This window comes from uncultured Methanobrevibacter sp. (assembly GCF_900314615.1).
Lineage (GTDB): Archaea > Methanobacteriota > Methanobacteria > Methanobacteriales > Methanobacteriaceae > Methanocatella.
Map to the genome: position 1 here is coordinate 1 of NZ_OMWA01000024.1, position 25,397 is coordinate 25,397.

The 25,397-nt window shown below is 34.7% G+C and carries 32 protein-coding genes; 22 read left to right on the plus strand and 10 right to left on the minus strand.

Annotation, left to right across the window (positions count from 1 at the left end):
* The first annotated feature begins 479 nt into the window (after nucleotides 1-479).
* Genes QZN33_RS08695 through QZN33_RS08710 form a run of 4 tightly spaced genes read left to right on the plus strand, consistent with a single transcriptional unit; the run spans nucleotide 480 to nucleotide 5,156 of the window.
* Entirely contained in the window at nucleotides 480-977 is a 498-nt protein-coding gene (locus tag QZN33_RS08695; RefSeq protein WP_296791138.1) for a hypothetical protein, read from the plus strand.
* A gap of 28 nt (nucleotides 978-1,005) precedes the next feature.
* A complete protein-coding gene (locus QZN33_RS08700; protein WP_296791141.1) occupies nucleotides 1,006-3,267 on the plus strand; it encodes a DHH family phosphoesterase in 2,262 nt (753 codons plus the stop codon).
* 13 nt (nucleotides 3,268-3,280) lie between these two features.
* Nucleotides 3,281-4,168: a zinc ribbon domain-containing protein gene (locus QZN33_RS08705; RefSeq protein WP_296791143.1), complete on the plus strand. Its 888-nt coding sequence runs from the start codon at nucleotides 3,281-3,283 to the stop codon at nucleotides 4,166-4,168.
* A 7-nt stretch (nucleotides 4,169-4,175) separates the two neighbouring features.
* Nucleotides 4,176-5,156 carry a zinc ribbon domain-containing protein gene (locus QZN33_RS08710; RefSeq protein ID WP_296791146.1) on the plus strand — a complete coding sequence of 327 codons (981 nt, stop codon included), beginning with the start codon at nucleotides 4,176-4,178 and terminating at the stop codon, nucleotides 5,154-5,156.
* On the opposite strand, the gene QZN33_RS08715 is transcribed toward QZN33_RS08710, so the two are convergent.
* Nucleotides 5,153-5,458: a winged helix-turn-helix domain-containing protein gene (locus QZN33_RS08715; RefSeq protein ID WP_296791149.1), complete on the minus strand. Its 306-nt coding sequence runs from the start codon at nucleotides 5,456-5,458 to the stop codon at nucleotides 5,153-5,155. The genes QZN33_RS08710 and QZN33_RS08715 overlap by 4 nt on opposite strands.
* A 170-nt stretch (nucleotides 5,459-5,628) precedes the next feature.
* Here QZN33_RS08715 and QZN33_RS08720 point away from each other — a divergent pair, with 170 nt between their 5' ends.
* From QZN33_RS08720 to rrp42, 8 genes are all read left to right on the plus strand, one after another.
* Nucleotides 5,629-6,261 (plus strand): zinc ribbon domain-containing protein, encoded by a 633-nt coding sequence (locus QZN33_RS08720; RefSeq protein WP_296791151.1) that lies wholly within the window; start codon nucleotides 5,629-5,631, stop codon nucleotides 6,259-6,261.
* Between the two features lie 72 nt (nucleotides 6,262-6,333).
* A complete protein-coding gene (gene rnp3, locus QZN33_RS08725) occupies nucleotides 6,334-7,044 on the plus strand; it encodes a ribonuclease P protein component 3 (RefSeq protein ID WP_296791154.1) in 711 nt (236 codons plus the stop codon).
* The gene (locus QZN33_RS08730) at nucleotides 7,034-7,390 is read left to right on the plus strand and encodes an Rpp14/Pop5 family protein (protein ID WP_296791156.1); all 357 of its coding nucleotides are present in this window, start codon (nucleotides 7,034-7,036) and stop codon (nucleotides 7,388-7,390) included. The genes rnp3 and QZN33_RS08730 overlap by 11 nt, the downstream gene beginning before the upstream one ends.
* Nucleotides 7,391-7,623: 233 nt before the next feature.
* Nucleotides 7,624-8,406: an archaeal proteasome endopeptidase complex subunit alpha gene (psmA, locus tag QZN33_RS08735; RefSeq protein WP_296791159.1), complete on the plus strand. Its 783-nt coding sequence runs from the start codon at nucleotides 7,624-7,626 to the stop codon at nucleotides 8,404-8,406.
* A 31-nt stretch (nucleotides 8,407-8,437) separates the two neighbouring features.
* The gene (locus QZN33_RS08740) at nucleotides 8,438-9,139 is read left to right on the plus strand and encodes a ribosome assembly factor SBDS (protein ID WP_296791162.1); all 702 of its coding nucleotides are present in this window, start codon (nucleotides 8,438-8,440) and stop codon (nucleotides 9,137-9,139) included.
* Between the two features lie 23 nt (nucleotides 9,140-9,162).
* Nucleotides 9,163-10,101: an exosome complex RNA-binding protein Rrp4 gene (gene rrp4 / locus QZN33_RS08745; RefSeq protein WP_296791165.1), complete on the plus strand. Its 939-nt coding sequence runs from the start codon at nucleotides 9,163-9,165 to the stop codon at nucleotides 10,099-10,101.
* 36 nt (nucleotides 10,102-10,137) lie between these two features.
* Complete coding sequence (gene rrp41 / locus QZN33_RS08750; RefSeq protein ID WP_296791168.1) at nucleotides 10,138-10,833, plus strand: exosome complex exonuclease Rrp41; 696 nt, start codon at nucleotides 10,138-10,140, stop codon at nucleotides 10,831-10,833.
* Nucleotides 10,834-10,845: 12 nt separating this feature from the next.
* Nucleotides 10,846-11,631 (plus strand): exosome complex protein Rrp42, encoded by a 786-nt coding sequence (gene rrp42, locus QZN33_RS08755; RefSeq protein ID WP_296791169.1) that lies wholly within the window; start codon nucleotides 10,846-10,848, stop codon nucleotides 11,629-11,631.
* Here rrp42 and QZN33_RS08760 read toward each other — a convergent pair.
* From QZN33_RS08760 to QZN33_RS08785, 6 genes are read right to left on the minus strand one after another with little or no spacing between them, the layout of a single operon-like run.
* On the minus strand, nucleotides 11,628-12,251 hold the full coding sequence (locus QZN33_RS08760) for a molybdenum cofactor guanylyltransferase (RefSeq protein ID WP_296791171.1): 624 nt from the start codon (nucleotides 12,249-12,251) through the stop codon (nucleotides 11,628-11,630). The genes rrp42 and QZN33_RS08760 overlap by 4 nt on opposite strands.
* 18 nt (nucleotides 12,252-12,269) lie before the next feature.
* On the minus strand, nucleotides 12,270-13,034 hold the full coding sequence (locus tag QZN33_RS08765) for a hypothetical protein (RefSeq protein ID WP_296791174.1): 765 nt from the start codon (nucleotides 13,032-13,034) through the stop codon (nucleotides 12,270-12,272).
* A 12-nt stretch (nucleotides 13,035-13,046) separates the two neighbouring features.
* Nucleotides 13,047-13,610, minus strand: a complete 564-nt coding sequence (gene cbiT / locus QZN33_RS08770; RefSeq protein ID WP_296791177.1) for a precorrin-6Y C5,15-methyltransferase (decarboxylating) subunit CbiT — start codon at nucleotides 13,608-13,610, stop codon at nucleotides 13,047-13,049.
* Entirely contained in the window at nucleotides 13,604-14,158 is a 555-nt protein-coding gene (locus QZN33_RS08775) for a UbiX family flavin prenyltransferase (RefSeq protein ID WP_296791179.1), read from the minus strand. Before QZN33_RS08775 ends, cbiT begins: the two co-directional genes overlap by 7 nt.
* 8 nt (nucleotides 14,159-14,166) lie before the next feature.
* On the minus strand, nucleotides 14,167-15,393 hold the full coding sequence (locus tag QZN33_RS08780; RefSeq protein WP_296791181.1) for an HD domain-containing protein: 1,227 nt from the start codon (nucleotides 15,391-15,393) through the stop codon (nucleotides 14,167-14,169).
* A 4-nt stretch (nucleotides 15,394-15,397) separates the two neighbouring features.
* A complete protein-coding gene (locus QZN33_RS08785; protein ID WP_296791184.1) occupies nucleotides 15,398-15,691 on the minus strand; it encodes a hypothetical protein in 294 nt (97 codons plus the stop codon).
* A 275-nt stretch (nucleotides 15,692-15,966) separates the two neighbouring features.
* Between QZN33_RS08785 and QZN33_RS08790 the strand changes: the two genes are divergently transcribed.
* Together QZN33_RS08790 and QZN33_RS08795 are read left to right on the plus strand one after the other, a co-directional pair.
* Nucleotides 15,967-17,184 carry an ammonium transporter gene (locus QZN33_RS08790; RefSeq protein WP_296791186.1) on the plus strand — a complete coding sequence of 406 codons (1,218 nt, stop codon included), beginning with the start codon at nucleotides 15,967-15,969 and terminating at the stop codon, nucleotides 17,182-17,184.
* 11 nt (nucleotides 17,185-17,195) lie between these two features.
* Nucleotides 17,196-17,534 carry a P-II family nitrogen regulator gene (locus tag QZN33_RS08795; protein WP_296791189.1) on the plus strand — a complete coding sequence of 113 codons (339 nt, stop codon included), beginning with the start codon at nucleotides 17,196-17,198 and terminating at the stop codon, nucleotides 17,532-17,534.
* A 353-nt stretch (nucleotides 17,535-17,887) separates the two neighbouring features.
* On the opposite strand, the gene QZN33_RS08800 is transcribed toward QZN33_RS08795, so the two are convergent.
* Together QZN33_RS08800 and aroD are read right to left on the minus strand one after the other, a co-directional pair.
* Nucleotides 17,888-18,490, minus strand: coding sequence for a S24 family peptidase (locus QZN33_RS08800; protein WP_296791192.1), 603 nt, complete (start codon nucleotides 18,488-18,490; stop codon nucleotides 17,888-17,890).
* A 6-nt stretch (nucleotides 18,491-18,496) separates the two neighbouring features.
* Nucleotides 18,497-19,174 (minus strand): type I 3-dehydroquinate dehydratase, encoded by a 678-nt coding sequence (gene aroD / locus QZN33_RS08805; RefSeq protein ID WP_296791195.1) that lies wholly within the window; start codon nucleotides 19,172-19,174, stop codon nucleotides 18,497-18,499.
* Between the two features lie 140 nt (nucleotides 19,175-19,314).
* Here aroD and QZN33_RS08810 point away from each other — a divergent pair, with 140 nt between their 5' ends.
* The 8 genes from QZN33_RS08810 to QZN33_RS08845 all read left to right on the plus strand — a co-directional run bounded on the left by QZN33_RS08810 (nucleotide 19,315) and on the right by QZN33_RS08845 (nucleotide 24,330).
* Nucleotides 19,315-20,040, plus strand: a complete 726-nt coding sequence (locus tag QZN33_RS08810; protein ID WP_296791198.1) for a hypothetical protein — start codon at nucleotides 19,315-19,317, stop codon at nucleotides 20,038-20,040.
* Between the two features lie 12 nt (nucleotides 20,041-20,052).
* Nucleotides 20,053-20,916, plus strand: a complete 864-nt coding sequence (gene sucD / locus QZN33_RS08815; protein WP_296791200.1) for a succinate--CoA ligase subunit alpha — start codon at nucleotides 20,053-20,055, stop codon at nucleotides 20,914-20,916.
* Nucleotides 20,917-22,119, plus strand: a complete 1,203-nt coding sequence (gene hmgA / locus QZN33_RS08820; RefSeq protein ID WP_296791203.1) for a hydroxymethylglutaryl-CoA reductase (NADPH) — start codon at nucleotides 20,917-20,919, stop codon at nucleotides 22,117-22,119.
* 1 nt (nucleotide 22,120) lies between these two features.
* The gene (locus tag QZN33_RS08825) at nucleotides 22,121-22,321 is read left to right on the plus strand and encodes a hypothetical protein (protein ID WP_296791205.1); all 201 of its coding nucleotides are present in this window, start codon (nucleotides 22,121-22,123) and stop codon (nucleotides 22,319-22,321) included.
* A 153-nt stretch (nucleotides 22,322-22,474) separates the two neighbouring features.
* Entirely contained in the window at nucleotides 22,475-22,783 is a 309-nt protein-coding gene (locus tag QZN33_RS08830) for a hypothetical protein (RefSeq protein WP_296791208.1), read from the plus strand.
* 245 nt (nucleotides 22,784-23,028) lie between these two features.
* Nucleotides 23,029-23,184: a hypothetical protein gene (locus tag QZN33_RS08835; RefSeq protein ID WP_296791211.1), complete on the plus strand. Its 156-nt coding sequence runs from the start codon at nucleotides 23,029-23,031 to the stop codon at nucleotides 23,182-23,184.
* 43 nt (nucleotides 23,185-23,227) lie between these two features.
* The gene (locus QZN33_RS08840; protein ID WP_296791213.1) at nucleotides 23,228-23,680 is read left to right on the plus strand and encodes a hypothetical protein; all 453 of its coding nucleotides are present in this window, start codon (nucleotides 23,228-23,230) and stop codon (nucleotides 23,678-23,680) included.
* A gap of 8 nt (nucleotides 23,681-23,688) precedes the next feature.
* Nucleotides 23,689-24,330, plus strand: coding sequence for a DUF116 domain-containing protein (locus QZN33_RS08845; RefSeq protein WP_296791217.1), 642 nt, complete (start codon nucleotides 23,689-23,691; stop codon nucleotides 24,328-24,330).
* A gap of 25 nt (nucleotides 24,331-24,355) precedes the next feature.
* Here QZN33_RS08845 and QZN33_RS08850 read toward each other — a convergent pair whose 3' ends face one another.
* Nucleotides 24,356-25,369, minus strand: a complete 1,014-nt coding sequence (locus QZN33_RS08850; protein ID WP_296791220.1) for a hypothetical protein — start codon at nucleotides 25,367-25,369, stop codon at nucleotides 24,356-24,358.
* Between the last annotated feature and the right edge of the window lie 28 nt (nucleotides 25,370-25,397).

Genomic DNA, 25,397 nt, shown 5'->3' on the forward strand with positions numbered 1-25,397 from the left:
GCCACTGGTTCAATGGTGCTATGCTTAGTAGATTTCATACCTATTGGTCAAGGAAAATTCATAAATAAATATGAATGGAAATGCTTTGACGAAACAATAAGTATGGCCTAAGAATCTCCAGCTTCTACAAGCCGGAGAGGTTCAAATGATACAATTAATGAACTTAGTATTAGTGATTATGATTTGATTTGTGATGATGTTGATGAAGATCAATTTACGGATGATGTTGATGATTTAGTTAAAATTGATTTGTTTGGGCAATTATAAACGTCATTGTGCCAATCTATGGAGTGGAAAATTTGTTATAATTTGAAAGTTTCATTGTAAAATCTTGTAATTGGATATGGTGACAATGAATGTATAAAGTATAATTTGGATTCAATTACTTAACAAAGCTCAACATATAAATAATAATTTAATTTATATAAAGTTTTTTTTCATGAAAAATTTTAATAACTTGTTTTTAAATAATATAAATCGTGTCTAGTTATATTAAATTAATAATTTTTATTGTTGTTTTAGTACTTATTTCAACAGCTGTTGTTTTTGTAGAAAGTTCAACCGATAATATGAATAAATCAATGCACTCTATTAGCGACAGCATTGTTCAGGGTGACAGCGATTACAATGAAGCTGTTGATTTGGTTAACAGTAAACATTTTGATGATGGAATGGATATGGCAGAATCTGCGGGGGATAACTTTAACGTCAGTCTAGGTAAGTTAAAGGAAATGCAAGATAACTCTTCAGATATAAATGAAATTCACAGAAAGTACATTAACACTGTCATTAATGAAGTTGAACTGAAACTTCAGGCGGTTGACTTATTGAAGGAAGCTATAGAATGTTTTGAAGTGCAGTCAAATTACACTGGTTCAAATTACGCTTCTCAAGCTAATGATATAATGTATCAGGCTAAAGAATATCAAGACCAGAGAGATAATCTGGTTTTGAACAATTCAGGTTTATTTAAATAAATTTTCAGTAATAATATGAGGTTTTAAATTGAAAACTAATTGTCCAAAATGTAAAGGTGTAGGTTCAGTTGTTGTGGACTACAAGGAATGCGATGCCTGTGGTGGAACCGGGTATGAAGAAGACCTATTTGATGTAGGAAGTCATTTTAAAGGAGTAAACAGTAAAGCTAAAGCTAAATTTGATTTAGGTTCAGATCAGGATATTCCATGTGAAGTATGTAATGGAAAAGGGCAGGTTGAAGTATTTGAAGACTGCCCTTATTGTCATGGAACCGGCCAGATTAATGTATGCAGGGATTGCGGTAAACTGATAGATGAAAATGAGGATGTCTGTGAAGATTGTATGGAAAAAAGAAAGGTTGAAAAAATGAAGCACGATGAATTTGAAGCTCGTCAAAATCAGGCAAGAGATGTTTATGTTCTTGATTCTTTATGTCAGATGAGGGACATTGATAAGGACAAATTATATAAAGGAAAAATTACACGTATTGAAAGGTATGGTGCATTTGTCAGCCTAAACAATAATGTTTGGGGACTTATGAGGGGAGATGTCTCTGATTACAATGTAGGTGAAGACATAATTGTATTTATCACTGCAATCAAATCACGGGAAGGCAAAATTGATTTTGCACCGGCTTATGTGGAAAAATATAATCTGAAAAGACTTACAAAGTCCATTCCAAGGACTTTAATTTCAAAACTTGAAGAGAAAAAGGGTAAGGTCGTAAGAATCGACGGGGAAGTCCAGCAGGTACAGCAGACTTCCGGTCCGACAATATTTATTATAAGTGATGAAAGCGGTACAACAGAAATTGCTGCATTTGATAAGGCAGGTGAAAGGTCATATCCGGAAATTGATGTAGGTGATGCTGTACAGGTAATCGGTGAAGTCAACGAACACAGCGGAAAAACTCAGATTGAGTCATCTTCCATGACAAAACTTGGCCCGGAAAACACTGCCAAACTATTAAAATTAATTGACGATGCATTAAACAAAAAGGCTCAGCCGAAAGATGTTGATTTCTTAGTCAAAAGTGATGTTTTAAACAGACTCAGACCTAAGATGTATGAGGCTGCACAAAAAATTAGAAGAGCAATACTTGACGGCAGGACAATTTTGCTCAGACATCACAATGATGCAGACGGAATCTGTTCCGGAGTGGCTATGGAAAAAGCTATTGTGCCTTTGATACAGCAGGCTAATCCGAGCAATGACGCTGAATATTATTACTTTAAACGTTCACCATCCAAAGCACCGTTCTATGAACTTGAAGACGTTGTAAAAGATTTGTCATTTGCACTTGAAGACCAGGAAAGACATGGACAAAAACTGCCTTTAATCGTTCTTCTCGATAACGGTTCAACCGAAGAGGATATTGTGGCACTGATGCAGGCAAAAATCTATGATATTGAAGTTGTCGTAATAGACCACCACTCTCCGGGGGATTTAATTACAAAAGATGAACGTGACGGAGAAATTTACGGAGGAACAGTTGCAGTTGACGAATATGTTGACACCCATGTAAATCCTTATCTTGTCGGCGGAGATTCACAGCTGACTGCAGGATGTCTTGCAACTGAGGTTGCACACATTATAAATCCTGATGTTAAAGACTTGATCAAGCATTTGCCGGCAATTGCGGCTTTAGGTGACCGTGCAGAATGTGGTGAAGTTTATCAGTACCTCCAGATTGCCTCTGAAAAAGGCTTTACAAAAGAACACCTTGCAAAAGTTGCTGAATGCGTTGACTTTGAAGCATACTTCCTAAGATTTATGAATGGAAGAGGAATAATGGATACAATTCTTGCAGTTGACAATATTGACAAGCATAAAAAAATGATTGATGCATTATACAAAGAATATCAGAAAAGAATTGATACCCAGCTTAAAGCGGCTCTTCCGAATATCAAGAAAACTCAGCTTGACAACGGAATTTACTTTAACCTTCTGGATGTTGAAAAATTCGCTCATAAATTTACATTCCCTGCTCCAGGAAAAACCTGCGGATTTGTCCACGATCATGTAATAAAAGAGTTGGGTGAAGACAAGCCGATAGTAACTTTAGGTCATGGTCCGGATTTCGGAGTATTCAGAGCTACTGATGCTGTAAATGAACAGTACGGATTTAATGTAAATGAAATAGTCTCAGCAATGATTGACAGAGTTCCTCAGGCAGGTATTGATGGAGGGGGTCATGAATGCGCCGGTTCCATTAAATACATTGAAGGACTCGGCGAGGAAGTTCTTTATAAGGTTGTAGAAGAAATTCAATCCTTATCAAAAAAATAATCAACAGGTAAAAATGGCTTTGGAAAATTATTGTAAGAACTGCGGTCACAGAATCCATTTCAACGAGCCTTACTGTCCTGAATGCGGATGCAAAACTCCATATTTTAACAATAAGGACACACCGGTATTGGAAATTCCTGTTCATGATATCGGATTTTTCGATTTTGACATTGATTTTTCTCCGTATATCAACAGTTCCAAAAAGGATTTCAAATATGAAATATGCTCCTGCGGATACCTCAATCATGTTGACAATGAATACTGTTACATGTGCGGAGCAAAAAGAAACCACAGCAAACTTGAAAGGATTTTAAAAAATAAAACAAAGCCTAAATTTTCCATGGATACTGTAATGTGTGAATGCGGTGCTCTCAATTCAAGTGAAAACATCTTTTGTGAAATGTGCGGCAAGCAGTTAAAGGGAAGTCCAGTAAATAATGATGAAAATTACAGCAATTTTAATCTGGAATTTGATGATGCAGTATTCTGTTTTTGCGGTGAGGAAAATGAACCATTCTCCCAGTTCTGCAGAAACTGCGGCCTTCCATTAGTAAATTATGGGAGATTAAATGATGTTTTTATACTATGCACATGTTCTACAATAAATGAAATCACCTCCGATTACTGTATCGGATGCGGAAAGAATTTAAACAGGGAGGATTCTGTTGTTTTATGCATTTGCGGTGAAAAAAATCCTAGCGGCACAAAATTCTGCCACAAATGCGAGAGACCTTTAAATCCTCAAAAAACAATTAAAACCAGAATCATCTGTTCCTGTGGTGAAATACTGGATTGGGATGAGGATTACTGTCATAACTGTGGAAAAAATATTAAACGTACATTTATGCGTAAAAATTCGATAAACAATACTGTCAAATCTGTTAAAAGTCTTTTTAGGTAGTGGTTAATTGAAAAGTTGTGATGTTTGCGGCACATTGAATCTTAGAGAGAATAATTATTGTACCCATTGCGGAAATAAGCTGATAGTTGAACATATCTGTCCTAACTGCGGTGCACCTAATCCTGATAATGTTGCCCACTGCGTAAAATGCGGGGAACAGATAAATCCTATTTCTATAGATGATTTTGATATACTTTTCAGCGATTATAATCTTAATCTGTTAGCTAATGCTGAGATAAGTGATTATGAATATCTCGATATGGTTTCAAAGATTTTTAAAAGAGCAGATTATTTTGAAATTTATGGAGATACCATAAAAAACAAGATTCTTAATTTTGCAGGTAATTTCACAGAATGCCGTACAAAATCAAGAGGATATGAGAGAGGCTTTATATTTCTTGGAAACTGCATTTATTATGATGACCGTTTAGATGACTCTGTACAGATATCCACTATAATTCATGAACTTGCACACTATTTCCTCTTCAGCATTGTTGAAAATATTTTATGCCATATATTCAGAGTCAAGCCATCTGTAACGCTTCAAAGCTTTATCTGGTATTTTCTGACTCTTCCTGAATTCAAAGTAATGAATGAATTCTGCGCCCACACTGTGGAAGGCAGATTTGTGCCGTTCGGCTATCAGAATTACGGTTCTTATAATCTGCTTGTTAAAAAACTTGAAATGGATGAAGATTCATTGGAATGGACTGTGATGTTTGGAAATACTTTTGCAAATGAAATCATTGCTTATCTGGAAAAGTATATTGATGAAGATCTGCGCCATGAAATAAAGATGCAATACAGAAAGGATATGGCAGAACCATCATATGAATCTATTCTGACTGAATCAAATGATTATCTCTCATTAAATATTAAAAATAAGACTCTTTTGCGAGTGTTGTATGATGTTTTTTTAGAAGCTTCACAGGATAGTAGGGTGATTGAAGAATTAAAAGGTATAAAAGAAGGAATTGAGTTGAATTAGTCTTTATTCTCTTTGTTTTTTATTTCGTCTCTTTCTTCAATAGTTTTCAAAACGTCTTTTCCGGTGTCAGTTAAGCGGTATAGCCTTCCTTTACGAGCTTCTTCATTAATGCATTCAACAATCTCTTTATTTTTTAATTCAGTTAAGACTTTTGAAATGTGATTTGTCCTAATTCCACTGTCTTCAGCGATGTGAGTTGGTATTTTAACGTCATTCCCTATAGATTTTAATGTTTTTTCTCTATATTTTGAAATTTGAACATATGAAGTTAATTTCAAAAGCTCATCGTTTTCGTTTGACATGATTGAATATTATATCATTAATACTATAAAATGTTTTATAACATTTTATTATATTGATGTGATTATATTATTCACTTGTTTAATTATTGAACGCTTTTTAACTCTTAACAATTAAATTAATATATAACTTGTGTAAAAAAATAATATTATATCCATTTTTAGTTGATATTATGAAATGTGATAATTGCGGATTTGAAAATAAAGATACAGCAAAATTTTGCACAAAATGCGGTGCTTCATTCAGCGAGGTAAAAGTTCCTGAAGAGACAAAAAGTTCCGGCACCAATACTAAATATATTATTGTAGCATTGGTTGTTGTGATAATAATTCTTGTAGGTAGCATTGCTTACTTTGCAGGAACAATGAACTCCGGCACTTCAGATAGCAATAATGCTGTGCAAAACAATGCTTCCCAATCAGTTGAATCAGCTCAGGATGACGGCAGTCAGAAAACCCAGTCTGAAAGTACTTCAACTCAGTCAACCAGTTCATCCAGCAGTGAATCTAAATCCTGGGAGTCCATAGGAAGTTATTCCGGTTCAGGTTCAGGTTCTCAGACTATTTCAGTACCTGCAGGTCAGATAATGGTAAAACTTTCAGCATATCCTATTAAAAATTACGCTACAAACCATTTGTATGTTACCGGTTCCAACGGTCAGTCAGGAGGTGTGGACTGGGGTTCACACAGTGATGTTGAAACAAGATCAGACTCATTCAGTTTTACCTCTTCTTCAACTGAGACATTTACAATTGATTATTATGAGACTGTAAGTTGGGAAGTCGAATTTTACCGTTACCAGTAAAGTGATTCCAAATCACTTTATTTATTTTTTTTTCAACAAATTATTAATATGTAAAATTATAGAATATTTACTATGTTTTTTGATTTAAATATTAAAGGAAGTAGCCTCGAAAACAATATCGACCTGGCTTGTGAGGCATCCGGATACGGGTGGAATCACATTAACTTTTCATATAATCAGGATGATTTCAAACAGGCTTTTGAGTTCAAAGATGAGCTCTCAGAGAAACTGGAAAATACAATCAGCTTTGATTATACTTTAGAAATTAAATCAAACAATGTTTCTGAAATCAGAAAATTATCACGTAAATTCAGAAACAGGGCTTCCTGCATATCTGTTGTAGGCGGGGATTTGAAAGTAAACCGAAACGTGCTTGAAAATATTCAGATTGACGTTTTATCCCGCCCATATCTTAGAAGATACGACAGCGGTCTTAATCATGTTCTTGCTAAAGAAGCAGTAAACAACAATGTTGCAATAGAATTATGCTTTAAGGATGTTTTAAAAAGCTATCTGGCACATCGCTCCAAGATTTTATCTAATTTTAAGGATATTTATGTTTTATACAGGAAATTCAACTTCCCGTTAATTTTATCCAGTCGTGCCGAAAGCATTTTTGACATTAGAACCACAGCTGATTTTACAGCATTCTTTACACAGACCGGACTGACCTCAGATGAAGTATATTCTTCATTTAAAACCGCTCAAAATATTCTTGAATATAATTTGGAGAGAAAAAATTATATTTTAAAGGGAGTTCGGAGGGTCACAGATGAAGCTTAAGGTATTGCCTCCTACACTAAGAAAAAACAACAGGTATCTTACTGTTGATATTAAGATTACTTCTCCGATATCCAAGGATGACCTTGTAGGAATCATCTGGGATGCATGCGTTCGTTTTCAGGGAGAAGCAAACACTGCTAATTTTAATCTTTGGGTTATGAAATTCTATAAGATAGATGAAAACGAGAAATACTATAACTATAAGGCTATCATTCGATGTCAGAGGGATTTTGTTGATGATGTGAGATCTGCACTGGCACTGGCCAACATGTTCAGCGGCAACAGGATTGCAATGACTACCATCGCACTGTCAGGAACCATAAAAGCATCACAGAAATATATTTAATTACTTTTTGTAAGTTTAAAATAGAAAACTTTATAAATAATATATTAATATAAATAACAATTGGATTTATGGAATAAGAATAAAAAAATATTTTAATAAACTACAATGTAGTGATTAAAATTAAAATTGCCTTTTCATGGAGATTTGGTTTTGATTTTGAATTAATATTTTTAGACGTAGTTGAATTAAAATTTTAATATTTATATAAAATTTGTATATACGAGGTATAAATTATGCAACCTTTACAAAATGCTGGATATGATAGAGCTATTACTGTATTTAGCCCAGATGGAAGACTTTTTCAAGTAGAATATGCAAGAGAAGCTGTTAAAAGAGGAACTACCTCAATAGGTGTAAAAAGTTCTGAAGGAATTATTTTAGCTGTAGATAAAAGAACTACTTCAAATTTAGTTGAAGCATCATCTATCGAAAAAATATTCAAAATAGATGAACATATCGGGGCAGCTACTTCAGGTCTTGTTGCAGATGCTAGAGCTTTAGTCGAAAGAGCTAGAGTGGAAGCACAAATCAATAAAATCACTTATAGTGAACCTATCAGGGTAGACAGTTTATCCAAAAAACTATGTGACATGTTACAGTTATATACTCAAAATGGTGGAGTAAGACCATTCGGTTCAGCTTTAATCATAGGTGGAGTTTATGACGGTAAATGCAAACTCTTCGAAACTGACCCTAGTGGTGCATTGATTGAATATAAAGCAACCGCTATCGGTTCAGGCAGAAATGCTGCTATGGATATATTTGAAGAAAAATATCATGATGATTTAACTTTGGATGAAGCTATCGGATTAGCTTTAACTGCTATAAATGATGCAACTGATCATGATACAACTTCAAACAATGTTGAAATAGCTGTCATTAAAAGTGATGATGGAAAATACGTAAAACTTTCTCAGGAAGAAGTACAAAAATTCATTGATGAAGTGCTTGTAGAAGAGGAAGAAGAAGACGAAGAAGAATCTGAAGAAGAATCTGAAGATTCTCAAGAAGAATAATTATTTTAATTACTAGTTAGGGGATATTTCAATGGTAAATGTTGATGAAGCTATAATTGCTAAATATGAATATTGCGGTGAACATTTTGAAATACTGGTTGACCCTGATTTAGCAGCTGATTTTAGAAATCCTGATGGACCTGATGTTGCCATTGAAGATCTTTTAGCTGTTGAAGAAATCTTTAAAGACTCCAAAAAAGGAGACAAAGCTTCTGATGAAGCTATGAATAAAATATTTGAAACTACAGATCCTATTGAAGTTTCTAAGATTATACTCGAAAAGGGAACTGTTCAATTAACTGCTGATCAAAAAAGAAAGATGCAAGAGGATAAAAGAAAACTTGTAATAAATAAAATAGCTAAGGAAGCTATCAATCCTCAAAATGGTCTGCCTCATCCTGTTCAAAGAATTGAAAATGCATGTGATGAAGCTAAAGTTAAATTCGATCCATTCACTTCTGTTGATCAACAAGTTCAATCAGCTTTAAAAGCTATTAAGCCACTTATTCCAATCAGGTTTGAGAAAGTTAAAGTTGCTGTTCGACTCCCTGGATCTGCTGCAGGAAGTGCTTATTCTGTAATTCATGGTTTCGGTGAAATAATTAATGAAGAATGGCAGCAAGACGGCTCCTGGATTGGTATTATTGAAATGCCTGGTGGTCTTCAGAATTCTTTTAGTGCTAAAATGGCTGAAATTTCCGGTGGAGAAGCGGAAACTAGAACCATTAAATAATTAATTATGCTTATGGGATTATTATGATATATGTGGAAGATAAAGATTTAGTCATTCCTGGTCAGATTTTAGCTGATGAGGAATACTATTCAGGAAGAGGTACCTTTAAAGAACATGGTAAAGTATGCTCTTCTTTAATAGGACTTGTTTCTTTAAGGAATAAAAAAATCAGAGTTATTCCTTTAAAAAGCAAATACGTTCCTAAAAAAGGAGATGTTGTAATCGGTAAGATTAATGATGTCAGATTCTCAATGTGGGATGTAGACATTAACTCACCTTACTCCGGTATTTTACCTGCTTTTGAAGTGTTTGGTCGTGAGAAAAAAGAGCTCAACAAAGTTTATGATGTTGGGGATGTTCTATTTTTAAGAGTTGTCGATGTTGATGAAATCAAAAAGGCAAAACTCGGTTTAAAAGGAAGAGGAATGGGTAAATTTAAAGGAGGAATCATTGTAGATATTGCTCCAACTAAAGTTCCTAGATTAATCGGTAAAAAAGGTTCTATGATCAACATGATTAAAGACAAGACAAAATGTAAAATTGTCGTTGGTCAAAACGGTCTCGTCTGGGTAAAAGGAGACGAAGACATGGAACAGCTTACCAAAAATATTATTCATTTAATTGAGGCTGAGGCTCATACTTCTGGTTTAACAAATAAAATTAAAAACAAATTATGCTTAGCTATCGACGGTGAATTGCCACCTGAAGAAGCTCCTGAAGAGGAAGAAGAGTTTGTTTTAGAAAAACCTAAACTTCAAAATTTTAAAGAAGAATTAGAACAGGAAGAAAGAGAAGCTCAACAAAAAGAAGCTGAAGAAAAAGAAGAAAGTGAAGAAACTAAAAAAGAAGATAAGCCAAATATTGCTGAAGTTATTGAAGAATTAAAAAGGAAAAATAATAAGGACAGCACTTTGTCCTATGGTGAAAAGTCAAATAATTCCTTTATTTTGAATAATAGATAATGATTATTAATTCTTCGTATTTTAAATGAGGTAGATATGATGTCTGAAATGATAAGAGGAGACGGTAGGAAATATAATGAATTACGTCCTATCAAAATTGAAGCAGGAGTTCTTGAACGTGCAGATGGTTCTGCTTACTTGGAAGTTGGAGGAAATAAAATTTTAGTCGCTGTATATGGTCCAAGAGAATCATATATCAGAAGATTATTAAAACCTAATACCGGTGTAATAAGATGCAGATACAATATGGCACCGTTCTCAGTAGATGACAGAAAAAGACCAGGTCCTGACAGAAGATCATCTGAAATTTCTAAAATCACCGCTGATGCTTTAAGGCCAGCATTAATGTTAGAGAATTATCCTCGCTCAATGATTGATATTTATATAGAAGTAATTGAAGCTGAAGGAGGAACCCGTTGTGCAGGAATCACAGCTGCTGCTGTTGCATTGGTTGATGCAGGAATTCCTATGAAAGATATTGTTGTAGGATGTGCTGCAGGTAAAGTAAACGATGAAGTAGTACTTGATTTATCTGAAATTGAAGATAAAGAAGGTCAGGCTGATGTTCCAATAGCTATGATGCCAAGAACCGGTGAAATCACATTACTGCAAAGTGACGGTGATTTAACTGAAGAAGAATTTGCAAAAGCAATCGATTTAGCTATGGAAGGCTGTCGTCAGGTAAGTGAACTTCAAAAAGAAGCTTTAATGAAAAGGTATTCTACAGAATAGTGGGTGGATAATATGGATATAGTACCAGAAATTACAAGACAAAGTATTTATAATCTTGCCAAAAATGATAAAAGAGAAGATGGCAGACAATTAACTGAATATAGGGATATTACTATTGAAACTAATGTCATTTCTAAAGCTGAAGGTTCTGCTCGCGTAACTCTTGGTGGAACTCAGGTTATTGTAGGTATTAAACCACAACTTGGAAGCCCATTTCCAGATACTCCTGATTTAGGAGTTTTAATGACCAATTGTGAAATGTTGCCAATGGCTGATCCTACTTTTGAACCAGGACCACCTAGCGAGGATTCAATCGAGCTTGCACGTGTAGTTGACAGAGGTATTCGTGAAAGCGAACTGGTAGAATTGGACAAATTATGTGTTGAAGAAGGAAAACATGTCTGGATGTTATTCATTGACTTGCACATTATCGATAATTGCGGTAACCTCTTTGATGCATGTGAATTAGCAGTTATGGCTGCACTTAAATCTACTAAATTGCCTGTTGCAAGCATTGTTGATGAAGAAGTAGTCCTTAGTGAAGATGAAACCTTTGATTTACCAATCAATAACGAATTAGCTTTATGTACTTTCGTTAAAATTGGTGATAAAATGGTTATCGACCCAACATTGGATGAAGAAAGAGTAGCTAGTGCTCGTTTAAATGTTGGTGTTACAAAAGACGGTCACATTTGCTCCATGCAAAAAGGTGGCGAAAAACCATTAACTAAAGATGAAATTCTCTACTGTGTAAATACTGCAGTAGGAAAAGTAAAAGAGTTAATAGAATATCTTTAAATGTCTGAAGGACGATTAAGATTTCTAAATTCTTTTTTTTCTATTTTTTTATTATCTATTAAAACAAATTTTGTATCTATTTTTTCTATAAGTCCCTTGATGTGCAAAACGTCTGAGGCAATCAGATTTTCAATAAGGGGAACAATATTTTTGTTATAAATAGAATGAAGTGGTTCTGATGTTTTGATTTTTGCTTCAGGGTCATGGTAAGGAACAATTGCCTGATAAGCTTCATCAATTTCATTAAAAATAGTTGTGATGTATTTTTCGGAAACGTACGGGCTGTCGCACGGAAGTATTAAAGCATAACTGCTTTGTATATTTTCCAGTCCGGTCATGATTCCAGGCAGTGGCCCTTTGTTTTTTATTTTATCTTCCACAAAGGTGATACTGTATGTGTAATCACTGGTGTCAATAAATTCGCTGTATTTCTCAATTCTTTTTTCATCGTTTAAAACAATTACAGCTTCATCTATCTGGTGGTTTAAGGTAGAAAGGATATGTTTTATCATAGGTTTATCTTGAATAATCATAGAACCTTTGTCACGTCCCATTCTACTGCTCTTACCTCCACATAGAATAATGCAAGATTTAATATTTTCACCATTTTCATTACTCATATTAAATCCTCCATATGTCTATTCGGTTACGTATACGCTTGCAGTTTCATCAAACGGATTAGTACGTATAATCAAAGCAATCATATATGGATAGTGTTTGTTTAAGTATCTTAAATAGTAAACCCATTCATATACTAATTTTTCATATACTCTCTGCATATCTCCGTTTAGATGTGCAAAGTCAGCATCTGTTACTAACTCAAGTTTTTGCCTGTGTTCAAGCTCTTCATCCAAATGAAGAATTGCATTGATGAGGCCTGTAAACTCTTCTTTTTCAAGCAGGTTAGGATTGTTTATTAAATTGATAATAAATTCTCTTTTATCTGCAAGTAAAGTTCTTAAGTTTTCTAAAAATTCTTCTCTTGCTTCCAATGGAATATCCATTGCTGAGAAATCAACATTTGAATTTTTAAGTTCAGTAAGTTTATTTTCATAATCCTGATTGTTCCAGTTTTTAATGGATTTTAAATTTTCAGTGCTTGCTTTGTATTTGTTGACAGTGCTTAACTGACTAATTAAATCGTTTCCGACTTCGGAAAAGAATGTGCTCATAAGCATGTCCAGTTTTTCAAGCATTGCTTCTTTTTCTTTTCTTTCGATAATCTCGTCAAGTAAGAATGCTACAATAAGTATATCTACAGGTATGAAACCTAAATGGGTCCATATGTATGAAATAATATGCTCAGCATCTCCCAGTACGAGATAGTTTGATCCATAAATGATTATTATTAATATAACCATTAAAATGGAAAATTTAGCTTTCCAGCTTAATCTTTTACTCATTTTTAATCTCCGTTATCTTTTTTTAGCAGTAATTATAGCTATCGGGTTTTCACTAATCATTAATACTCCACGGTCCAGTACACGTCCGTTTGAAACATTAACTTCCATGATTTTTGGATTATAACCTAAATCCTTAAGTTTATTGATTGCTTCAACTTTAGTGTCCACCAGTATTGCTGTAATTAATATTCTGCCTTTGGAATTTAGTTTTTCATGAACGATGTCTAAAATATTTTCTAATTGTCTGCCGCTGCCCCCAACAACGGCAATGTCAATGCCGTCAATATCCCTCAAGGCATTTGCTCCATCGTCATTGATTAATGTAACATTGTCTCCAAGTCCAAACTTTTCAAGATTTCTGCCTGTTACCTCAATCGCTTCGGGATTGGTATCGATGGAGATTACTTCACGGGCTCTCTGTGCAAACTCGCATGTAAGTCCTCCTGTTCCGCATCCGCAGTCGATAACTTTGTCTTCAGAGGTAACTTCAGATTTATATAATAATATTGCTCTAATGGCTTCTTTTGTTGGTCCGGGTACATCACAGGATTTGATAAAATCCTTATCTTCTAACATTTACTCCACCTTTTAAATAAATCGTTTTCAATTTTAAGAGAGTCCAGAATTTTTCCTACAATAAAGTTAATCTGGTCGTCAACGGTATCGTGTGTTGAGTAAAATCCGGGCATTGCAGGTAAAATTATAGCTCCTTCTTGTGATAATGTTAGCATATTCTGTAAGTGAATGCTCCTCAGTGGAGTTTCACGAGGTACAATAACGGTCGGTCTTCTTTCCTTAAGACTGACGTCAGCCACTCTTGTTATTGTATTTGCTCCATAGCCGTTTGCTATTGAGGATAATGTTTTCATAGAACACGGCACTATCGCCAGTGCATCTGCTTTAAATGACCCGCTGTTGATTGAAGAGGTCAGGTCGTTGAAATCATAATATGTGTCTGCAAGTTTTATAACGTCCTGTGTGGTGTAATCGGTTTCTGATTCAATAACAATTTTTGCAGCATCGCTGATTACCAGACTGTTTTCAATATTCAGTTCTTTCAATGCTTCGAGTAATCTTATTCCATATATTACTCCGCTCGCTCCGGTTATTGCAACTACTATCATTTTATCTCCTAAAACAGTTTAATTTGATCATAATGAATTCCATGGAATTTTTCCCTGTCGATTTCAGGCAAATCAAGGTAATTTTCAAGTTTAAACTTGCCGAATTTGATTTTTTCATCTTCAGGAACATATACGCTTATATCAGGTATATTGAATCTGGCTTTACTTAACGCTCCGATAATATTTGATATTTCTGTAAGAGGGAACAGTTTGCCGTCAACGCTGACCTGGGTTTTCATTTCGTCGAAACGAGGATATTCGGCAATGTTTATAAATACGTAATTCTTATCGATATCATAGTCTTCAGCAATTTCTCTTTCGGCTTTTCTCAACTGGTCTGATTCAATTTTATACATCTTTTCAGGATACTTGAAGTTATCGAGTCTGATTGTCTTAACACGTTTCATAATGCGTCTGGTGTCCAGTCTGTGCATTATGTCATTTACAAAAGGATTTTCGCAATGTCTGAATATTCCGATAATGTCTGCATCGTCATATTTGTAAATGTCGTTTTCTTTAATGATACCGTCATCAATTACAGTTTTTAAAGCTCTTCTAAACATTGAATTGACAATTCTTGTTGTGTGGTGCTGATATACGCTAGGATACATGAAATATCTTGAAACCAATGCTCCTTCAGCAGCCTGAACTCCTTTAATGTCTAAAATCAGCCCGTCATCAAGACTCAGGTTTGATATTATTCGTTCATAATCAATAACTCCGTATGCCACTCCGGTATTATGGGAATCTCTTAAAAGATAGTCCATTCTGTCCACGTCAAGTTCTCCTGAAACTATTGGTCCGAGATATCCTTTTCCATTTACTATATCCACGATATCATTGATGTCAAATTTTTCTTCAAGAAGATCTCTCATGGAAGTTTTTGTAACTACGTATTTGGTCAGCTCTTCATGGGGAAATGACAGGACTCCTTCTGAAACATGTGAAAATGGTCCGTGTCCGACATCATGAAGAAGCGCTGAAGCTCTTACGAGTTCGATATCATCATCAGACAGGCCAAGTTCAGATGCAAGCTTTGATCCCAGGTTCATGGTTCCTACACAGTGCTCAAATCTTGTGTGTGTAGCTCCTGGATAAATTAAACTTATCAAACCTAACTGCTTTATTCTTCTCAAACGTTGGAATTGGGGCATGTCCATAATTCTTTCTTCAAATTTGTTTAAACTGATGTCTCCATAGACGCTATCTCTGATAAACTTTTTCTTTTCAGTCATTTTATCAATCTTCCCACTTTTTGATAGTTTTATTCCATGTATCTGTCCCATTCTTATCAATGTCTATAGTCTTATTTGTCTGTGTTGTGTTATTTGTGAGGTTTTTTTCAACTTTCGGTATGATAGTCGGAACTTTTTCAATTAAATTAGGTTCAAAGGAGTCATTTTCAATTGAAGTTAACTTGTAGGAGTCATTGTCTTCAACAATTGTTAAACTTGCAAAAGCGCTGCTGATAATAAATGCTGCAACGGCAATTATTAAAAATATTATCAAATTTGCTTTTACTGACTCTCTCATAATAACACTTTTATTTATTTTGTTTAAAAATTTAAACTATACTATTATTATTTTTTTTAAAAGCTATTATTTAAGATTTACTTATTTTATTAGTTTTTATTGAATATTTTCAATGAATTTTTGCTGTAACTTCAGTATTTTTTATCATTTTTGGAATTTTGTAATTTTTATTTTCCAATAAAATTTATATAGGATGTGATTTAATCATTATATATCGGAATGATACTTCCGACAGTATACTTCCGACTATTAAAAAATTATATGAGAATGATAAAATGGATATGTTTAGTGCTGGAGACACTGCCTGGATTTTAATCTGCACTCTTTTAGTATTGCTGATGAGTATTCCGGCAGTTGCATTTTTTTATGGAGGACTAAGTAAAAGAAAAAACGTTTTAAATACAATATTTTTAACTTTCATAGCATTTTCCTTAATCAGTGTTATCTGGGTAATATTTGGTTATCAATTTGCATTTGGAAGTGACATCAATGGACTTATAGGTGCACCGACCAATTTCTTCCTGCAGGGAATCGGTCTTGATGACCTTAACGGTACAATACCAACATTGCTGTTTGTAATGTTTCAGTGTGCCTTTGCAGGTCTGACATGTGCAATCATGTCAGGTGCTCTTGTTGGAAGAATGAAAACAAAAGCATGGGTAGTTTTTGCTGCACTCTGGGCCTGTTTTGTATATGTCCCTATTGCCCACTGGGTATGGGGAGGAGGATGGCTCATGCAGATGGGTGCACTTGACTTTGCAGGAGGTGCGGTAGTTCACATGAACTCAGGTATTTCAGCATTGGCGGTCGCTTTAGTGTTAGGTAAAAGGAAAAATACCTCACTGATTCCTCACAACCTCGGATATGCTGTTTTAGGAGCAGCACTCTTGTGGTTTGGATGGATGGGATTCAATGGAGGATCAGGTCTTGCAGCTGACGGACTGGCTGCAAACGCAATAATAGTATCAAATGTGGCAGCTGCTGTTGGTTTAATCGTATGGACTTTAATAGATACTTTCACAATTGGAAAACCGACAGTTTTAGGTGCAATATCCGGTGCAGTTGCAGGTCTTGTAGGAATTACTCCTGCAGCGGGTTTTGTTGACGTATTTGGTGCTTTAATAATTGGTGCTGTAGCTCCGCTGGTTTCATACTTTGCAATTAATTACATGAAACCGAAACTCGGATACGACGATGCTTTAGATGCATGGGGCATACATGGAATGTCTGGAGTATGGGGAGCAATAGCAACAGGAATCTTTGCTGTTCCTGCAATCGGAGGAACTGCGGGACTCTTATATGGAAATCCAAATCAGGTTGTTGTTCAGATTATAAGTGTAATAGCTACTATTGTTTACGCATTTGTTGTAAGCTATATTTTAGCTAAAGTCTTGGACAAAGCAATGAACGGTATCAGAGTGGATGAATCAGAAGAAATCGGAGGTCTTGATTCAAATCTCCACAAGGAATCTGCATACAACTTCAACTCATAGGAGAAATTTTCATGAAAAGTGTTGTGGCCATAATAAGAGAAGAAAAGTTTCAGGACGTAAAAGATGCACTTCTTGAGGTAGGATGTGAAGGGATGAACGTTTCTGAAGTAAAAGGAAGAGGAAGCCAAAGAGGAATCAGGGAATCCTATAGGGGATCCAGCTACTGTATAGATTTGATTCCTAAAACCCGTATTGAGATAGTCGTAAAAGAAGAAGGTGTTGACTTGATTGTTGATGCAATTAAAAAAGGAGCCTTTACAGGAAATATCGGAGATGGCAAAATATTTATTTATCCAATGGATAATGTAATCAGAATAAGGACTGGCGAAGAAGGTGATAGTGCAATCTGATATGCATTAATTATCCCTTTTAAAATGTTATTTAAAATAGCGGTCTAAAAAAACATTATATAAAACCATATGGGATTAATATTCCCTTTTTCTCTTAAAATATCTGACTGCTATTTTTATTAACATTTATTTATGTTTATCTGTTTTTACAGATTAAACCAAAATTCATTAACTAAAAATAAGGATGAAATTAATTTTTCATCCTTTAAATTAAGATTAAAATATTAATGTTATTTTTTCTGCATGCGAACTTTACATTAACATTAACGATTTCAATTTTTCAATGTAAATTTCTATGGGGATATATATCCTCATCTAATTTTGCCCAAAAAATCATTTTTCAGGTGTTTAACTCAGTAATCGATTACAACGCCGCCTATGTCTGACAAATCAACCCATGTGGTGATGCCTTTGATTTCATAGAGGTTTCCATTGATGTATTCATAAGAAACGTCTTTGTTGTCGCTTGTAAGATATATTGAATCTCCGCTGATATCGCTTACTCTTTTGATGATGCCGCCGTATTCATCTGATTCGGCTACAACGATATCTCCAACATGAACATTGTGGGTTTTGTTTACAAGAACGCTCTGACCATTCTGGAGAGTCGGAAGCATTGATGTACCGTCAACATGAACCAAAACCGGAATCTGGTCTTTACCGATACTTGAATCAAGGTTAATTTCCACATCATCAAGCCCATAACTGCCGCAGACTTTTTTAATCTGATTTTTTAATGTGGTAGCATTGGATGAAGTGTCATTCATTGCTTTTAAGGTTAAATTGCAGATATCATGATTCAGTGCATCGATATCAATTCTTGAAAGCGTTGTGGTGCTTACACTGACATTTTCACCGTCAATATAAACATTAACAGTATCATTTCCAATAAATGTCAATGCTAAAAAAGCAAGTAAAATAAGTATGATTAAAGCTAAAATGATTTTTTTAGCCATTTTAAATCACTCGTCCATGATATTTAAATCCATATTTAAAAGAGCCTTCATTGTTTCTATGTCAATCTGGCCAGGGGCGGTTACATCAGTTCCGGCCGCAAAAGTAATCGGTGAGTCGAATTTTGATGCCATAACTCTTGTATAACTTCCTATATCTCCCATTGAAATGGCGATTGTATCTTTGCAGTGTGAAAGAACAGCAAGTATTGTCAGTGTATCCTCCAAATCCTGCGGCATAAAAGCAACTTTTGCAATATCTCCAAGTTCATGCTCTTTATCAACAATATACATTATTTCATCCAAATCAGGTGTCTTTTCAAAATCATGGTATGAAACAATGGTTTTAACACCGGTATTGTGGATTTTGTCAATGTATTCATCATCGCACTGAAGTTCAATATCCACATAGTCAACCAGATCACAGCAGGAATATAATATATCAAGTCTTTCCTCTTCACTTCCTTTAAATGATCCTCCTTCAGAGCTGATTCTGTTGGTGGCTATCATAGGAAAATTAATTTCTTCGATTGTATCTTTAATTTCTGAAATATCCGGATTTTTAAGCGCGTCAATTCTAAATTCCAGCACGTCAGCGCCCTTATCGATACAGTCTTTTGCAACTTCAATTACGTCTTTGCAATTGTCCTGAAAAATAGGAATTGCAATTTTTGTTTGTGAATACATTATATAATATATTATATTATAGTCATTAATTAAATTTTCTTAAAATACTCTTAATATTTATATAAATTAAAAAACAAAATATATACCAATAAAATATTTTTATTTTATTTTATTATTAATTAATTATCAAAGGTGTTAATTTGAAAATTACCGCTATAGGTGCGGATATATCAAAAAATGATGTGTCCTGCAGTGCTGAGCTAGTAGCCACTATTGAAAGCAACCTTTATAAAGTAAAAGAATTAGGTGCAAGAGATGTAGCACTAACCAATGTCACAGGAGATGACGTTGTTGTAAGTGCATTTGTCGAAGATGACTTGCTTGAACCTATTAATGAAGGTATTGTTAATATTTTAAAAGAAAGTGCAGAAAACTTCGGGGATTTATCTGGAATTTCACAAAATCCTGAAGATGCAGGAGAAGGAATTTCTTATGCTGAAGCCAGTATAAGACCTGACAGATATCCTGATGCAATTGTTTTAGGTTTCGATACATATGGGGGAGAACCATTTGTCAGCGATGTTGCAAACTCTGCAATTGAAGCCGCAAAAGGAATGAAAAATATGACAGATGTATCAGATTTGATAGAACCTAAAATAAGACATATTCCTGGTGTAGGATATGTTTCTCCTGAAACTGATGATCCTGTTGTTGTGGCAACTGTTGAAAACATCGAATCTGTCGGTGTAATTGCAGGTGCAATGATTGGAGCTGCACTTGGAAATAAGAATACTTATTTGGTTAAAAGAGGAACAACCTGCAATGTATTGCCGGGTAGCGTAATATTTTCAGCTACCGCATTCATGAACGGCAATGTTATTGATCTGGCTGTTCCGTTTGAAAATAAAACTAGAATTTTAAGATAGGAGTTAAATATTATGATTTTGTTAAATGAAGATACAAAATGTTTAGTTCAAGGAATCACCGGAAAACAAGGTTCATTCCACACAGAACAAATGTTAAAATACAATACAAACATTGTTGCAGGTCTCACTCCTGGAAAAGGAGGTCAGAAATTCTTAGATCAGGTACCGATTTTCAATTCAATGGAAGAAGCTACCGAAGAGGTTGATGTAAACGCTTCAATAATTTTTGTACCTGCAAGATTTGCAAAAGACGCTGCTTTTGAAGCAATCAGACATCTTGATTTGGTAGTTATTATTTCCGAGCATATTCCAGTTCATGACAGTATGAAAATCATGGCATATGCAAAACAGATGGGAACTACTATTATCGGACCTAACACTCCTGGAATCATCTCTCCTGGCGTCGGTAAATTAGGTATCATGCCGACACATATATTTTCAGAAGGTAATGTGGGAGTAATCTCCAGAAGCGGTACATTAACTTATGAAATTGCAAGTGAACTAACCAATGCAGGAATCGGTCAAAGTACTGCTGTAGGTATAGGCGGAGACCCTGTTACCGGAGACAACTATGTAGATATCCTTAAAAGATTCGATAAAGATGACCAGACAGATGCAGTTGTATTAATTGGTGAAATCGGAGGAACCGCTGAAGAAAGGGCCGGAAAATATATTGCTGAGGAAATGAACAAACCTGTAGTATCTTACATTGCAGGAAGAACTGCACCTCCGGGCAAAAGAATGGGACATGCCGGAGCAATTATTCAGGGATCTTCAGGTACTGTTGCAAGTAAAACCAAAGCTTTAAATGAAGCTGGCGTAGATGTAGCAGTAAAACCGTCTGAAATTGTAGATTTACTTAAAAAGGTAATGTAGATGTCAAATCAGGAAATTATTGATAAATTATTGAACGGTGAAATTAAACTTTATCAGGTTGATAAGGAAGTTTCAGCCAAAGCGGCGACTGATATCAGAAGAGAATTTATTGAACAGAAATATGATATCAAACTTGAAAATATCTCAAATTACACTCTTGATATGGAAAGGGCTTCAGCAAGAAATATAGAAAACTCAATTGGAGTTCTGCAGCTTCCGATGGGTATTGCAGGTCCATTAAAAATCAATGGTGAACACTGCCAGAGAGAAGTCTTTGTTCCACTTGCAACCTCAGAAGGTGCGCTTGTTGCATCAATCAACCGTGGAGCATCAACAATCACAGCATCAGGCGGTGCAAACGCAAGAGTGATTTCAGACTGCATGACCCGTGCACCTGCAATAAAATGTGAAAATGCAGGTGAAGCATTAAAAATCAGACAATGGTTTATTGATAATTTCGATGAATTAAAAGAACTGGCAGAAAGTACAACCTCTCACGGTAAACTGCTTAAAATAGACCCTATCTTAATAGTTGGAAGCTATGTATATCCAAGATTCGTGTTCTCAACCGGTGACAGTATGGGAATGAATATGGTGACAATAGCTTCTGAAAAAATCCTGGATAAACTTGCAGAAGAAACCACCGCAACCCATATTGCATTAAGCGGTAACGTCTGTGTTGATAAAAAACCTGCAGCTATTAACATTGTTGAAGGAAGAGGAAAAAGCGTAGTTGCAGATATACTGATACCTGAAGAAATAGTGGAAAAGAAACTCAAGACCACTGCAGATGCAATAGTTGAAGTAAACACTGCTAAAAACCTTATAGGTTCAGCGGCAAGCGGAGCCATGGCATACAATGCTCATTATGCAAACATGGTTGCTGCAATATTTTTGGCAACAGGTCAGGATGCAGCACATGTTGTTGAAGGATCTCTTGGAATAACTACTGCTGAAAACAGAAACGGAGACTTGTATTTCTCAGTCAACCTGCCTGACCTGCCTGTAGCAACAGTCGGTGGAGGAACAAGTCTTGAAGTTGCACATGAAGGATTGGAGATTCTTGGTGTTGCAGGTTCAAACCATGCCCGTGAATTTGCAGAAATCGTTGCATGCACTGTTTTAGCCGGAGAACTGTCACTTGTCGGAGCATTGGCAGCAGGACACCTTGCAAGAGCTCACCAGGAACTTGGACGAGGATAAAATGGATGATCTTTTAGATGAACTATATCCTCAAATCACTCTGGAAACAGATGACTTGATTATGGAGATATCTGTCAAGAAGGATTATTCTCAAATTAAAGATTTGGATGAAAGAAAAAAAGAATTTATCAACGATTTAAAGGATTTCATTGATGAATTCAATGAAACTCCTGAGTCAGGGCAGTTCATGGCTTTTTTTTGATTAGTATCCGGTTTCATACAAAATTTGTATGATTTCCATTATATTTTATTCCTTGTCAAGGAATTATGCTTTTTTTTGATTTGTAAAATATTTCCTACAATAACTTGAATGTTTTGACAATATATAAATATTCAGATTTATTTATATTATAAATTGGAAGAACTTTTTCAAATTTTATTTAAAATTTTAAAAGTTATTTTAAGTGAAGCGTTCAATGAGATTGCATATTCCGAGTTCACCAGAAATTACGCCGATTTGGGACCTGCCATATATACAGATGATATCCGCAATGTTATTAATAACACTGTCTTTTTGAAAAATAAACAGGAAGTCCATCAAGCTGATCTTGTGGACCAATATGAATTGTCATATGAAAGATTAACAGAAATATATGCTGAATTTGTGAATATCTTAAACTTTTGGAGGAACAAGGACATTTCAGAGGCTGCGGCCAAATTATAATGTCAAAAGTATAGTGAATTTACTTAAATGAGTTTATTTGATTGATTTCAATGTTGAAATAGAATTGCATGATACATTCAAATCATAAACTTATTTATATGATTTATAACTACAATATAATTGTTGAAAACATTACAAACCATAAAATTATTTGGGATATCTTGGAAATCCTTGCTCATAAGAGTATATCATACCAATATTATCGCCAAATATATAAGGTTAAGGTACTAAACAGGTGATTTAAAATGTGTTCTAGTGGAGGGCCAATGGCTGACATTGATTTGAAAAAATTGAAAACAAAAAAATACCGTTGCAAAGAATGTGGAAATACCTTTAAAGGTATCGGAAGAAAAGTAGTTTGTCCTTCTTGTCAAAGTGACAACGTTGAACTTGCAGAGTAAATAAAATTTACTCTATTTTTTTATTTTTTTTTTAGTGATTTTTATGAACATTGATTTTGAAAACGATGAAATTCTATTTATTGAAGGTGAAACCGGGATGGTAGGTATTGTTAAAGTGGCCTATGAAAATAAAATGCTTTTTATAGCCACCCAGGACAACGAGGAAATAGTTCAGTTTTTGGAATCAGATGACATTATTGCAGTATCAAATTTCAAGAAAGACAAAAGGGCAATACGTTCACAGGCCTACCTCAGCCGTGAAGAGTCATCCCCATTAGTAATTTTAAACAAGGATCATCCGTCAACCAAACGCTTGGAAACTGTCATATCAATTGGAGATGAAGTTAATCTGAACTGCAACATTACTCCCGGAACCCATCCTGAACAGAATGTGCTGTGTTCCTGTGACAGTCTATCAGGACTTGAAATAGTCAAAACACCTACAGGCGTTAAACTTAACAGACAATTCGATAATTATTCAATAGAAAAATTTTAGGTTGAAAAATGTTATTTGTTGACTCATTTTACATGTTTTTAGGACAGCTAGTGGTTATTGTATTTGCAATAATACTCATTTTGCTGATTATAGTGCTTATCTTAGGAGTTCTTTTTGCCAAGAAAAACAAGATAAAATTCCCTAGATTCCTTCTTTATGTAGTTGATCTGCTTTATTCTCCTTTAAAGACAATTGCTCAGTTTTTAAAATTGGATGACAATATCATTGACGAAATGGCCATAAAAGTCCGTGATGAACTTAACAAGGAAAAATTCAAAGAGATCCCTGCTGATAAAACACTTATATTTCTGCCTCACTGTCTGAGACATGGAGACTGTCCTGCAACACTTCAAAAGGAAGGTCTTAACTGTACCGAATGTGGATTGTGTTCCATTGGAGTCATAAAAAAGAAAGCCGAACCGTTAGGATACAAGTTGTATATAGTTCCGGGTTCAAGTTTTGTAAAAAAGATCGTTATGGAAAACAAATTCCAGGCAGTACTTGGTGTGGCATGCCATGAAGATTTAAATCAGATGATGATGCTTCTGTCTGATTTCTGCCCTCAGGGAGTATTGCTTGAAAAAACAGGATGTTTTGAAACAAAAGTAAATGTTAAAAAAGTATTTGAAAAACTTGATTCCAAATACTGATTCTGCGCTTAGCCGGCTTTTAAACTTATCCTAAAATATTTTTAACATTCTTAATTTTTTCAAAGCTTTCTTCATCTTTTGTAATGTCAAATTTAAGATTAAGGAAATATAATTCCTGATTGAATAGCTTATTTTCTTCATATTCTTCAATCAGTTCATCCAATGTGGTTAAAATAAAAGGATTTACTCCAATCTGAATATTTTTGTCTTTAAGAATATCGATACTTTCTTCAAGTGTTAAATCAACTTCAGGATTTTTGCTTTTGATGTAGTTGATTTCTGCATATGCCATCGGACTTAATTCAAATGTCATGCTGTACCTGAAAAGCGCAAATGCGGTTTCAAGCTGATCTTCTTCTATATAATAATATCCGAGTGTCCTGTAGCATCTTGCAATGTCTTGAGGATAATATGCATACTTGAGAGCATCAGTTGCGTACATGTAATATTTATTGTATGTATAGGTGTGCACTTTGTAAATCTCGCAAAGCTCCAGAATTATTCTTGAAGAAACAGGATTAATCTTAATGGCTTTTTTAAGGTATATTTCAGCTTCCTCGTACTGTTTTGCTTCAAGAAGTAAAAATCCGTATATATAATATAAGTCAAGAAGAGGCTTATTGTCCGGAATGTATCTTAAAGTTTTTTCAGCTCCAATATATGTGTTGAATAGTATCTCTTCTAAAGGATTTGTGAAAAAGTGATATTCGCTTACCTTATCGTCTTCAAACATTCCAGGAAAACTTTCCATAAACTTGCTTAGTTTCTCCAGTGCATTGTCATACTCTCCGCTTTCAATGTCATAGGAAATGTCATTTAAAATATCCATTATAGGATTTTCCCTGTCTGATATTTCAATAAATTCGTTTTTTTCATCTTCGCTAAGACAGTCCCACATCATGCGGGAGATTTCCTTGATTATCTCTTTGTTATAGGGATGATCGGCATATTTTTCAATCTGTGATGAGAGATATTCTCTGTTCAAATCAGGATTTTCACCAAGATTGGCCCTGATTTCATTAATTATTTCTTCGTACATTAACACACCTAAAGTTAGTTTAATAGGT